This window comes from Thainema salinarum CENA647, assembly GCF_057732415.1.
The window spans coordinates 5,257,012-5,269,545 of sequence record NZ_JBYJZJ010000022.1 but is presented as its reverse complement, the minus strand read 5'-3'; the positions used below and the strand labels follow the sequence as shown (position 1 = coordinate 5,269,545).

At 51.5% G+C, this 12,534-nt stretch carries 12 protein-coding genes; 8 read left to right on the top strand and 4 right to left on the bottom strand.

Translation table 11 applies throughout. The annotated features are described in order from the left end of the window. The first annotated feature begins 155 nt into the window (after positions 1-155). The 5 genes from AC286M_RS29805 to AC286M_RS29785 all read left to right on the top strand — a co-directional run bounded on the left by AC286M_RS29805 (position 156) and on the right by AC286M_RS29785 (position 4,328). Complete coding sequence (locus AC286M_RS29805; RefSeq protein ID WP_488207841.1) at positions 156-689, top strand: pentapeptide repeat-containing protein; 534 nt, start codon at positions 156-158, stop codon at positions 687-689. A gap of 60 nt (positions 690-749) precedes the next feature. Further along, positions 750-1,097 carry a DUF2834 domain-containing protein gene (locus AC286M_RS29800; protein ID WP_488207840.1) on the top strand — a complete coding sequence of 116 codons (348 nt, stop codon included), beginning with the start codon at positions 750-752 and terminating at the stop codon, positions 1,095-1,097. Between the two features lie 311 nt (positions 1,098-1,408). Continuing rightward, positions 1,409-2,725 carry a threonine synthase gene (gene thrC / locus AC286M_RS29795; protein WP_488207839.1) on the top strand — a complete coding sequence of 439 codons (1,317 nt, stop codon included), beginning with the start codon at positions 1,409-1,411 and terminating at the stop codon, positions 2,723-2,725. Between the two features lie 45 nt (positions 2,726-2,770). Next, positions 2,771-3,046 carry a MoaD/ThiS family protein gene (locus AC286M_RS29790; protein WP_488207838.1) on the top strand — a complete coding sequence of 92 codons (276 nt, stop codon included), beginning with the start codon at positions 2,771-2,773 and terminating at the stop codon, positions 3,044-3,046. Between the two features lie 439 nt (positions 3,047-3,485). Next, positions 3,486-4,328: an acyl-CoA desaturase gene (locus tag AC286M_RS29785; protein ID WP_488207837.1), complete on the top strand. Its 843-nt coding sequence runs from the start codon at positions 3,486-3,488 to the stop codon at positions 4,326-4,328. A gap of 176 nt (positions 4,329-4,504) precedes the next feature. Here AC286M_RS29785 and AC286M_RS29780 read toward each other — a convergent pair whose 3' ends face one another. Continuing rightward, on the bottom strand, positions 4,505-5,521 hold the full coding sequence (locus AC286M_RS29780; RefSeq protein WP_488207836.1) for a sensor histidine kinase: 1,017 nt from the start codon (positions 5,519-5,521) through the stop codon (positions 4,505-4,507). Positions 5,522-6,211: 690 nt separating this feature from the next. Here AC286M_RS29780 and AC286M_RS29775 point away from each other — a divergent pair. From AC286M_RS29775 to AC286M_RS29765, 3 genes are all read left to right on the top strand, one after another. Beyond that, positions 6,212-6,724 carry a hypothetical protein gene (locus tag AC286M_RS29775; RefSeq protein ID WP_488207835.1) on the top strand — a complete coding sequence of 171 codons (513 nt, stop codon included), beginning with the start codon at positions 6,212-6,214 and terminating at the stop codon, positions 6,722-6,724. A 95-nt stretch (positions 6,725-6,819) separates the two neighbouring features. After that, on the top strand, positions 6,820-7,707 hold the full coding sequence (locus tag AC286M_RS29770; protein WP_488207834.1) for a hypothetical protein: 888 nt from the start codon (positions 6,820-6,822) through the stop codon (positions 7,705-7,707). Between the two features lie 24 nt (positions 7,708-7,731). Then, complete coding sequence (locus AC286M_RS29765; protein ID WP_488207833.1) at positions 7,732-8,277, top strand: DUF2996 domain-containing protein; 546 nt, start codon at positions 7,732-7,734, stop codon at positions 8,275-8,277. Positions 8,278-8,416: 139 nt separating this feature from the next. On the opposite strand, the gene AC286M_RS29760 is transcribed toward AC286M_RS29765, so the two are convergent. The 3 genes from AC286M_RS29760 to AC286M_RS29750 form a co-directional block, all read right to left on the bottom strand. Continuing rightward, positions 8,417-9,319 (bottom strand): hypothetical protein, encoded by a 903-nt coding sequence (locus tag AC286M_RS29760; protein ID WP_488207832.1) that lies wholly within the window; start codon positions 9,317-9,319, stop codon positions 8,417-8,419. Between the two features lie 56 nt (positions 9,320-9,375). Next, positions 9,376-9,963 carry an NADPH-dependent FMN reductase gene (locus AC286M_RS29755; RefSeq protein ID WP_488207831.1) on the bottom strand — a complete coding sequence of 196 codons (588 nt, stop codon included), beginning with the start codon at positions 9,961-9,963 and terminating at the stop codon, positions 9,376-9,378. Positions 9,964-10,501: 538 nt separating this feature from the next. Next, positions 10,502-12,415 (bottom strand): thiamine pyrophosphate-binding protein, encoded by a 1,914-nt coding sequence (locus AC286M_RS29750; protein ID WP_488207830.1) that lies wholly within the window; start codon positions 12,413-12,415, stop codon positions 10,502-10,504. Positions 12,416-12,534 lie beyond the last annotated feature (119 nt).

The window sequence follows — 12,534 nt, the reverse complement described above, 5'->3', positions numbered from 1 at the left end:
CCCGGAGGGCGGGGTGGGTTGAATTTACAACTGCAACATACTGACGATTGACGTCTGTTATACCAAATCACGCCTGAGCGTGCAGTCAATCCGGTAGGATAAAAAATGGACAAAATTTGCAATTGACTGCATCGTTTCTCTGATTGATGTCTCCTATGAGCCGAACAGTTGGGTTTTCCGTTCAACAGAAGTCGCTGCGATCGCGACTCCTTAGCAGACTAAAGCAAGCTATAGCGCTGCTAGCCATTGTGGTATTGACCTTGGGTTTAGCCCTCCCTGCTCATGCTGAAGACTTTGATAAGCGCGATTTAATCAAAGCAGATTTATCCAACCGCGACTTTACGGATTCCAGCTTTACCAAGGCCAACCTGCGGGAAAGCAACCTGAGCAACACTAATTTCATGGGCGTTAGCCTGTTCGGAGCGCATTTTGAACTGGCCAATTTGGAAGGAGCTAACCTGAGCTTCGCCACCCTCGACACAGCCAATTTTACTAAAGCCAACCTAACGAACGCCATCCTCGAAGGAGCCTACGCATTCAATGCGCAGTTTGATGGCGCAATTGTTGATGGCGCAGACTTTACCGATACATTTCTGCGTCAAGATGCCATCAATTTGCTCTGTAAAACCGCTAAAGGCACCAACCCAGTCACCGGACGTAATACCCGCGACACTCTGTATTGTCCTTAAAGACAATAATGATTGGAGAACCATGCAGACTGTATTGGCATGGCTTGCTCCAAATCACTTATGAAGTACGTTTACGGTGTTCTATGTGTGCTGGGCAGCGTGTTGCCCTACTGGCAATTTATCCCGTGGCTACTCACACATGGCCTCGATATTCCGTTGCTGATTCAGGAAGCGTCACAGCTTCGCATCAGTGCCTTTGCTTGGCTAGATGTCCTGGTTTCAGCCATTGTCCTCCTTAGCTTTATTGGCTACGAAGGCCGCCGTTTGGGCATGAAAACATTGTGGTTACCAATTTTAAGCACTGCGGTAGTCGGCGTTTCCTTGGGCCTACCGCTGTTTTTGCTGATGCGAGAACAGCATCTTGAACAACAGCAGCAACAGGCCGAAATAGCTGATATCGGTTCGTAGAGCCTTGAGGCTCTTTCTATCGGCTGATCGCGAGCGATGAAACTCAACAGCAAACCGCCCGCAGCCGCTCAATTTTTCAAAATTATTGTCAGAAATTGTTCAAAAAAATTGTCGGGTTTAGCCTATTCATCTGTGCAGATTGACCGAAACCCTTGACATTGGGTGCTTTCCCAATACCCGACTAATTTAGTCGGGTATGTTTGCGACAATTTTGCACCCCGTGATACGCTTTGTGAACGTTGGGTAAAGGGCGTTCTAAAACCCTCATCCAACTTGCGATAGAGACGTTGTTGAATTGAAGCGAAGAAATCATGACTCAGCTAAGCGATACCCTTCCCACCCAGTCCACTCAAACTCGGAAGCCCACGTTTACGGCCCTGCGCTGTAAAGAGTGCGGCGCTGAGTATGAACCGAAAGCGACCAATGTTTGCGAGTTCTGCTTTGGCCCACTGGAAGTCACCTACGACTACGATGAGATTCGCCGCCGCGTGACTCGTGAATCCATTGAGCGGGGGCCAAATTCCATCTGGCGCTATAAAGAGCTGCTGCCCGTTGCGACTGATGACCCCATTGATGTCGGTACGGGGATGACGCCGCTGCTCAAAGCGAATCGGTTGGCACGTCAGCTCGGTCTCAAAGAGCTTTATATCAAGAATGACGCTGTTAATATGCCGACCCTCAGCTTCAAGGATCGGGTGGTATCGGTGGCCTTGACCCGCGCTCGTGAACTGGGTTTCTCCACGGTATCCTGTGCCAGTACAGGTAACTTGGCCAACTCCACAGCTGCGATCGCAGCTCATGCTGGGCTAGACTGCTGCGTCTTCATCCCCTCTGATTTGGAAGCGGGTAAGGTACTGGGTACGCTGATTTACAACCCTACGCTGATGGCGGTTAAGGGCAACTACGACCAGGTCAATCGCCTCTGCTCCGAAGTTGCCAACACCCACGGCTGGGGCTTCGTCAACATCAACCTGCGTCCCTACTACTCCGAAGGTTCCAAAACCCTCGGGTACGAAGTGATTGAGCAGCTTGGCTGGAAACTGCCTGACCACATCGTTGCGCCACTGGCCTCTGGCTCTCTGTTTGGCAAGATCTACAAAGGCTTCAACGAATTCACCCAACTCGGTTTGGTGGAAGGCAAGCCTGTCCGCTTCAGCGGTGCCCAAGCTGAAGGCTGCTCCCCCATTGCACAAGCGTTCAAGGAAGGCCGTGACTTTATCACTCCGGTGAAGCCCAATACAATTGCCAAGTCGATTGCGATCGGTAATCCGGCAGATGGGGTTTACGCAGTTGACATTGCGAACAAAACCAACGGCAACATTGAGTCCGTCACCGATGCTGAAATCATTGAGGGTATGAAGCTGCTGGCCGAGACGGAAGGCATCTTCACCGAAACCGCTGGTGGTACGACAATCGCCGTACTTAAGAAGCTGGTTGAAGCTGGCAAGATTGATCCGGACGAAACCACCGTTGCCTATATCACAGGTAACGGTCTCAAGACCCAGGAAGCGGTTCAAGGCTACGTGGGCGAGCCACTGACCATCGAGCCCAAGCTGGAAAGCTTTGAGCACGCCCTAGAGCGGGCACGCACATTGGATCGCCTAGAGTGGCAGCAAACGTCTGTCTAATTTGTAAACCCTTGTAATTTGTATTTTCTACTCATCTGGTAAACAATGGCTGTCAAAGTTCTCATTCCAACCCCTCTGCAAAAGTTCACCAACAATCAAGCCACGATTGAGTGCGATGGCGGCAACATCTCTGAGCTGCTAGATGCGCTGAATCAGTCTTGCCCTGGCATCAAAGAGCGCCTGTGCAACGAAGAAGGTGAACTGCGTCGGTTCGTCAACTTCTACGTCAACAGCGAAGATATTCGCTTCCTAGACGGTAAAAATACAGCACTAAACGAAGGCGACGAAGTCAGCATCGTACCAGCAGTTGCTGGGGGCTAATATTAAGTCTGGTTGAAAACCCATCATTTATTTTTTGTGAAACGTTTGCGGAGCAAACGTTTCACAAAAAATAAATTGGGTTCTTATACGCAGACCTGATATAAGATTCTCTAGATTTTTAAGTTTCAATCGGGTGCATCTGTTTACAACATAGGCTACAACGTCTTTTTCGCATTGCTAAGGAGTTCTGATGGGTTATACCGTTGGGTCTCCTTTTTTTAGATGCGCTTATTTGTATGTATAGCTGTAGCTACGTTGGTTAGGACGTTGGAAGACTCTAAAAACGTTCAAACGTTCAAACGTTAGATTTCGTAAATGGCTCAACCAAAGTAGCGATGGTTATATTTCTCAACCTCGATCGTACAAGTACCCACAACTGTAGACAGACACCAGCAGCAAGATGCCCAACTACAGTTAAGGTGTACTCAACGGAATTTGCATGACTTTCAATATTGTTGACGCTGACCGCAAACTTGATCAGCCATTCGCGTTCAACTGGATCAGCTTTACGTTTTTTGCGGCAGTTCACGCTCTCGCTTTACTCGCTCCCTGGTTTTTCTCTTGGTCAGCACTGGGAGTCGCCCTTTTACTGCACTGGCTATTTGGCAGTATTGGCATTTGTCTGGGATATCATCGGCTACTTACGCATCGCAGTTTGCGTGTTCCTAAGGGGCTGGAATATGCGATCGCACTAGTGGGTGCTCTAGCATTACAAGGAGGGCCGATTTTTTGGGTTGCAGGGCATCGTCGGCATCACACGTACACGGAAGACATTGACAAAGATCCTTACTCTGCAAAACGAGGATTTTGGTGGAGCCACATGGGTTGGCTGCTTTACAAGCGCCCAGAGTTTTTTGAGTACGAATCGAATCGCCAATTTGCACTCGATCTAGCGAAAGATGCGTTCTACCGTTGGCTCGATCGCTACTACCTGCTGCTGCAAATCCCGCTTGGAGTTGGGTTATACCTGCTTGGGGGGTGGTCATTTGTGATTTATGGACTGTTTGTAAGAGCCGTCTTACTCTGGCACAGCACGTGGCTGATCAACTCTGCCAGCCACATCACGGGCTACCGCAGCCACGACTCGGACGATAATTCTCGAAACCTCTGGTGGGCAGCACTTCTCACCTATGGAGAAGGCTGGCACAACAACCATCATGCTTATCCCAACGTGGCAAAAGCAGGCTGGAAATGGTGGGAAATTGATATGACGTGGTGGGTAATTGTGGGCTTAAAGCAACTGGGCCTGGCACAAAGAATTGTCCTCCCGCCATCAGTTTGATCACTACTAATATCAAGTCTGGTTGAAAACCCATAATTTATTTTTGTGAAACGTTTGCTCAGCAAACGTTCCACAAAAATAAATTGGGTTCTTTCATACAGACTTGATATAACGAAATTTGGTCACTACTAACGAAACACCTCGCGCCGTCGTGGCAGCGTATTCGCGACAGTGCGTTAACAAGGCGCAGTTCGTGGCAGGCGGACGGTAAATGTTGTGCCTTCCTGCGCCGTCGAGGCGACCGCTATTGTGCCCCCGTGGGCAACAACGACCTCCTGCACAATATATAGTCCCAAGCCGATGCTGCTCGAAACTTTTTGCGTCGCCGATTCTGATTGAGTGTAGCGCATGAGTGGATCAAAGATCATTGTCAGCATTTCCGACGGGATTGGTGGCCCTTCATTATGCACGCTCAAGACCACGGTTGATCCTGCTGCTGCGATCGCAAGTTCGATTGGCCCCTCGGTCGCTCCGTGCTGTAGGGCATTACCCATCAGATTGGAAATGACCTGCTGGAGTCGGGCCGCATCCCAGTCACCAGTCAGGTCGCCCTCTGGGTGAAAGCGCAGCGTGCGCTGCGGATAGGTGAAGCAGAATTCCTCAAAGACTTTGCGACCTAGTTTTTCCAGATCGACCGAACCGCGCGTCAGCGGTATCGCGCTACCCAGCCCTGTCGATGCAAAGTCGATTAGGTCACGGGTCAAGTGGGTGATTGTCTCTGCATTCCTCTCGATCATCGAGAGTGCTTTGGCAGAGGGCGTGTCTTCGTTGGTGGTGCGTGAAGCTAGTTGTGCAGCCGTGCGGATGTTGTTCAGCGGGTTACGCAGGTCGTGGCTGAGGATCGCCAGGAACATGCGGCGTGACTGCTCGACGCGATTGGTGTAGCTGCTGATGGCTTCGGCGAGGGATTGATCGATCGACTCGTTGAAGCGGGTGATGTCGTTGAGGTCGTTGAGGTTGGGCTGTGGGCGGCTCGCGCGCCACATGCGGAGCACGCTGGCCCGCAGGGCGCGGTACTCAGCCACGACTTCCATGATGTCAAAGCCCGATTCCACGCGTTCCACGCCGTGAATTTTCGAGGCATGGTCAAGGCGGTCGCTCTCCTCGCCGCCAGCGCCACCGTAGCCTTTAGACTTGCTGGCCTGCTGATCGAGGTTCTGATCGCTCTGCATGTCCTGCACAGTGGCTAGCAAGATTGCCTCGGCAGCATCACGCAGGGCCAGCTTGGTCATCTGCGTTCCAGGTGAGAGGCTGCGCGCAAATGATTCCCATTCTACGAGGATGGGTTCGACGTTCCCCAGAATGAAGTCGGCCAGTCGCATCAGTCTCTCTACTAAGTACGGGTTAAAAATTAAAGAAATGCTATCACAGGGAAACGCTCTGGAATACCTGTTGTCTAGTCCCTAGCGTGGATTAGCCCAAAAGCCGTTAGCCCCTGAAAATTCTATGACGCAGGAATTTCAGCTTCTATTTAGGTTCAAATTGCACATTCGCGACCTGAGCTTAATAGCCAAATCTCCAGGTTTCATCACCAGAACCAAATCTATAATCAACTTGGCTGTTGCAATTTTGGGATAGACACCGTTAAGGAAAGCGGATTTAATCAGGTGAAATCTTTGGGGTAGGGACACGGCAATGCCGTGTATTTGTTTAGCGCGACACTCTGCATAGATCCCCCTAAATTCCCCTTAAAAAGGGGGAACTTTGAGCCAGAGTTGGAATAGCCCCTTTTTTAAGGGGGCGGCGACAGCGGGGGATCATACAGCTACGCTAAACAAGTACAATGCCGTGTCCCTACGGATAGAGCGATTGACAGGCTATTTGATTCGCACTCCTAAGCGTTTGAAATCTCAGATTGAATGATGAATTTGGAGAACCTGTTTATGTTGAAAAAGCATTATCGAATGTTGACGGCGCTGTGCCTGAGTGTGCTGCTGCTGGTTACCGCTTGCACCAAGCCAGAGTCCCGTTGGGATCAGGTGCAGCAAGAAACGAAGAATGAGCAAATTGCTGACACGGCCACGGCGGAACCGATTGCAGGCGGCGAATTCAATAAGTTTTTTCCCGAAGCATCCGGTGAATACGACACAGTTTATACCCAGGAAAAGCAGGGTTTTGCAGAGGCCAAGCTGAAGCAAAATGGCGAAGATGTGGCCATGCTTTCTGTATCCGATACAGCCCTCAATCCAGAGGCCGTCACTAAGTTTCAAAACAGTGATTTAGAAATTGCAGGCTATCCCGCCGCTGAAGTGGGCAATTCCACGGCGGTACTGGTGAGCGATCGCATTCAGGTCAAAGTTCAATCTCGCGGCAGCTTATTCACGGCTGAAGACCGGGCAGCATGGCTGGAACAGTTTAATTTACAAGGGTTAGAAGAACTCGCCTCGGCCTCCTAAGCGACCTTGACGCATTCTGATCGACTATCCGTTCTACTTTCTTATCTAATTTCCTTTTCCTTGTCTACTTCCTTTTCTTTACTTAATTTCCACCTATGAGCAAAACCATTTTTGAACTGGTTGATGACCTGCCAGAGCGCAATATCACTGTTTTGGCACTGCGATCGCTAGATGCGATTATTCCCGGCAAGTGGGAGAACCTGACCGGATTTGAAAACACGATTAAGGTCGTGACGGGCGAAACCGATCAGGCGCTGATTCAGCAGATTGGTGAGCGAGCCATCCGGTTATTCAACGACAAAAAGCAGGGCTATCAGCGGGCGCTGTGGCTCTATCAGACCATCGACAGCACGGGGCGGGCGTTGGGGACGGCAGCGTTTGCGGGCAAGGTTGGTGAAAAAGTTAAACTGCTCAGCTTTCTAGATAAAATCACGCCCAAGCCGGAAAAAGCCCAGACGATTGACCTGGCGCTGAAGCTGGTGACGGAAATTGTCGCCTTTTGCCAGATCAACGGCATTCCGGGCGACAGCATTGGCGATTTCGTCAAATCCCTGGGGGACTACAGCGGCGAAAGCCTGATGCGGATGGCGGCGCTGGTCAGCTTTGACGGATTGATTCCCCTTGGCCCCAACTTTATCTTGTCGGCGCAGAATACGCTGAGCCGTCTCAATCCCAAAGAGCTAAACGAGCATCCAGGCTTTAAGCAGATTCGGGAGCTGATTCCGGGCAACAGTGCGGACAAGCAGCTCGGCTTCATCAATGAGAGCTTTGATTCAACCAAGGGTTGGATGGGCAAGTTTGTTCAGTCCAACAACCTGACGCCGCAAAAGATTGCCAGTAACTTACAAAACTTTGTCGAAGTATCCGAAGACAAATTAGACTATCTAGGAGCCTTCCTGGACATGTCAACCAATTACTATGAGCATACGGGGATTCAAACCCTGGCTCGTCGATTGATCGAACGGGCAGTTGCTGAAATCTAGATGAAACGGTAGAAAGAGTAAGCAATGGCAGAAGAAAACACTCCCAAGGATCCAAAGCAGTCGGCTGAAGCCAATGGCTCAGGCGGCGATGACGCTGCGAAAAAGCCTGCGGCTAAAGCTCCGGCAGCCGGAAACAAAAAGCCTGCGGCAGCAGGTGATGGTAAACCTGCGGCTAAGAAGAAAGAGAAGCCACCCGCGCCTGAGGATAAGCCTTTTCCCAATTTCATTACGGAAGAGTTTATGCCTGCTCTGTCTGAGGCTTTGAAGAAGGAAGGCTTGAATGATATTGACCTCGACTTTGAGCGCACTAAGCTGGAGGTCGTCGGTTCAGAGCAAAGCGGCTTTTTCTGGCAGGTGATTGGTCACTGGCAAGGTGGCCGTCGCCAGTTCAATGTGGCTTTCTTGAAAGAGGATATCAAGGGGCCAAAGCTGTTTGCCTATTCGGATTCGGGTTCCAAGCCGAGTACCCTTGAGCATTTCATGGGGGATGAGCGTAAGGTGACGCTGGATCTGATGGTGCACTATGTCCTGCAGCGGCTCAATGCGCAGAAGTGGCTGGTGCGGAATTAGGATTTACTAACAATTTGTTTGAAAGAGGGGAGATGCTGGAATTGGTGTCTCCTTTTTTGTTGGTGGTTATTGGTTGATGGTTGATGGTTAATGGTTGATGGTTAATGGTTGATAGTTACTGGTGGGTGGTGAGGGTGGGTTAGTGGGTGCTGGGGGGTTGGAGCCAGTGGACTAGGTTTTTGATGTAGGTTTGGATATCTGCGATCGCAGCTGGATTTTCTTGGATGCCACTTCCGGGCTGTTCGGTGACAAAGCTGGGGCAGCCGTAGCTTGTATCCCAGTTGTAATCGACAAAATGATGAAAGGTGGATTGCGCCACCATGCGGCCTAGTGTGTAACCATCGGCATCTTGACGATGATCCGCTGCGACAGCTAGATTAAACGGGCGATTTGTCACCTTACTGGTGCCTGTGGCGAGAATTTGAACTGCTGGATCGTCCAGATCGGTAACGCCAACGCCTCCTTCATGGGGATGAGCGGGAAAGAAGCGAATCCGACCGTCCGGTGTGCTCGGATGCTTGAGCAGCTCATGCAGTGGCTCGACGGGAGTAATCGTCTGATAGTCGCCATTGCTGCCGGAGTGGTAGTTGGGCCAGTCAATCGTGAGCGTGTAGGCATCGTCGCGGCAGCAGCGCTCTGGATCAGGATCAATCTGGCGCGTACGAAAATAGTGAAATGCGCCCAGCGTCGGTAGGGCACACATGGAAATGCCCATGTCTTGATGATCGCGAGTGGTCAGAATGCCGCCGCCCTGCTGATGAAAGCGAGTAATGCCAGCGCAGTCGTCTGAACTAAGACCATCACCTATATCCAGCGCAAATAGCCACAGTTGGTCAAAATCCTGTCGGTCAAGCTGGCTGAGAATCGGGTCGTTACCATCAGAGCCGGGGTTGCGATCGCGGGCTGTTACGGCCACTAGGGGTTGCCCCTGTTCATCCTGCAGCGATGACAGATAGTTTTGCAGCAGGGAGAACCGGGCAATTGTCCAATCATTAACATCGGTTGGGAGCAGCGTTGTTTGTAGCAGAATTCGAATTGCCATTGCGGTTCACGCCCTTGTGTGTGATGAGTTCAGAAATCAACATCAAGTAATCAACATTAAGCAATCAATTTAGCGGTAACATCGACGAGCTTATGGGCTATGCCTTGTACCCCATCCATCAGTTTTTGATCAGTCAGTTGTCCTTGTTCATCAAAAGCTTGATAGGCGTTAGGCACGGCTTTTTGATCGGGAATGACGAAGACGCCAATGCCTTCTAGAATCGCGCGGACATGAACCAAGCCGCGAATACCACCGAGTCCACCGGGAGACGCCGCTAGCAGTGCTGCTGTTTTGCCGCGAAAGCAGACTAGTCCCAGTGGTGGTTCATCGGGTTCTGGGCGGGAGGCCCAGTCGATGGCATTTTTGAGCAGCGGCGTGATCGAACCGTTGTATTCGGGGCAGGCAATCAGAAATCCATCGTGGCTTTTTAGAAGCTGTTTGAACTGGCGCACGGCTGAAGGGATGCCGTCTTTGGCTTCTAGGTCTTGATTGAAGAGGGGCATTGGGTAGTCGAGGAGGTCAACGTAGGTGACTTCGGCTCCGGCGGCTTTAGCTCCGGCGGCGGCTACTTTGACGAGTTTTTTGTTGAATGAGTCGGTTCTAGCGCTGCCCGCGAAGGCAAGGATTTTGGGAGTTGCAGTCATAGTTTGATTTAGCTTTTATGGCAGATTTGACCAAATTATAGGGAATCTGCTGGGAATGTGGTTTTGGGGTGGTTTTTGGGGTTGGAGGTTGGTTCTGAGGGGACTAATTTCCTTGGGTCTTTTCTTTTGGTTGGGTTGTAGATGGTTAGAGGTTGGTTCTGAGGGGACTAGCCCCCTCAGGCTCCCCCACTGGTGCGTGCCGTCGCCCCAGGCCCCCACGGACGAGGTGATCGGTGAGTAGTGTCACAGCGCTTCGCTTTGCAGGTGTCGATCGGACGCTACTTGTGAGGACTATCTTCGGTTTGGCGTTCCGCCGAACCTGTTAACCCAACAGAAGGCTGTTGATACTGACAGGTTATTTTTTTGGAGGGGGTCTGGGGGACGCAACCGTCTCCCAGCGGGGTTGTGGGGGCAAGCGCCCCCACGAAAGGGGTTTTTCACAATAATCCCAAACGTATCAAACACAAGCAAAGGACGCTGCATCCCACGACACAGCGTCCTTCATAACATATCAAGCTACTGATAATTAACCAGAAAACTAACTCGCTAGTTCTTTCACCTTTTTCATGATGCCAGTTGGATCAATACCCTGATGCAAGAACTGTTCCCAGAGACCGCCGGAACCTTCTTCATGGGTACCAAGGTGAGCAAATTTTGGCGTCAAGCCGCGCTCTAGCAACCAGGAGCCGAAGCGGCTACCCAGACCTGTGCGACGGTTGAAGGATTCAACGACCAGGACAAAGGGAGCAGCACCCACTTTGGCCATCATTTCTTCGTCCACCATGTTGAGGGTGGGCTTGTTGATTAAACCTACGTCGATTCCCTCTTGCTTGAGCCGTTCCACAGCGTCCAGCGAGCGATAGAGCGCATCACCAAAGCTGACGATGTAGCCAGCGGTGCCTTCGCGGATTACTTCGTCTTTGCCAGGGGTGAATTCGTAGCCTTCACCAAAGAGGGTGTTGCCGTCGCTGGTGAGGATGCTGGGTACAGACGAACGGGTAGAGAAGATGAACCGTAGGCCGGGATCGTGGAAGACTTTGGCGACGCAAGCGCGCATTTGATGCTCGTCGGCGGGGAAGTAGAGGCGGGTTTCATAGCCGTCATCGAGGCCATTATCGGCAAACATGTTGTTGATGCCGAAGTGGCAGGTGTTGTCGGCCATGTCGTCGATGCCAGCGTGGGAGAAGTGGCAGAGGACGTTGGAGTAGTTGAGCCGCGCCATCGTGATTTCGGAAATACACATTTCCAGGAAGGCGCTGAAGGTGCCGAAGATGCCCTGCTTGCCGGGAGCCATGCCGAAACCAGCAGCAGCGGAGAAGTTACCCCGCTCCATGATGCCCGCTTTGATGTAGATTTCGGGGAAGGCTTCGCGAATGGTATTGAGACCGCAGGAACCTTCCAAGTCGCTGTCAATACACATGACTTTGGCTTTGCGCTCTTCGTCGCTCATCTTTTCCAGCATGGAAACGACGGCTGCGCCGAATACCTTCCGGTTGGAACCCCGGTTTTCGCTTGCACCTAGGAACTGATAGTCGTCCTTGGGCTTCTCGATGTTGTTGAGAAAGTCTACCGCATCGTTGAGGCCACGCTGCTCTAGATACTGAAGGGCTAGCTTGAGCGGAATTACGTCGTGGCCGTGAGTGGAGCCTTCTAGTCCCTCAATGCCGGGACACATGGGTCGCTTATTAATCACCGCGACGGGGCCATCGGTGTTAATCGCTTCACAAATGCGGCGGTAGAGATCGTCGATATCTTCACCATCGCCGATTAGGACTTTTAGACCGTGGCCTTCTAGCGTAGACGCCACGTCAAAGCCGGGAATGTACTCAGATGGGTGTCCGGCAATGGTTACGTCGTTGTCGTCGATGATCAGCTTGACGTTGAGTCCCTGCGCCACAGCTAGACGAGCGGCTTCTGCGTCGTTGCCTTCCTGCTGAGAACCATCCGAACCGAGACAGAAGGTCGTTTTGCCAGGATTTGCGATCGCAACCCCGTTCACATAGGGCCACATGTGACCCAAGCGACCAGAGCTAAACTTCACACCCGGAGTTAAACCGAGTTCAGGGTGTCCCGGTAGCTTTGAATGAGCCGCCCGATACTGAGTCAATTGCTCTCGTGGCAAATCGCCATTGATTGTCGCCATCAGATACTGAGTGGCCACCCGGTGTCCCGCTTCATCGAAGAACACGGGCACAAACTTGTCCGGATTACCCCGGAACAGCGCATCCAGAATCATCACTTCCGGCACGGTGTCGTAGGGGCCACCCGTATGACCGCCAACGCCCCGTGCTGCACCCGTTGCCGTGAAAAAGACGATGGCATCGCGGCAAAGCTGGATATTGGCCTTCAGGGTGTTCCGCTGCTCATCAGTCAGCACCGGATTGCTGGGATCAAGCTCTAGCGGCTTATAGGCATCAAGATTAATCGGGAAGCGAACGGACGTTGCAGTCATAGTTATTCTTGTGAGGATAGAACGACAAAAGTTCTAGAGGATCTAGTATCTCCCTCTGGGCTAAGTTCAGCCTCTACAGAATGATAGAGAGAGCAGGCACTGGGATCAGTCCTTACTGA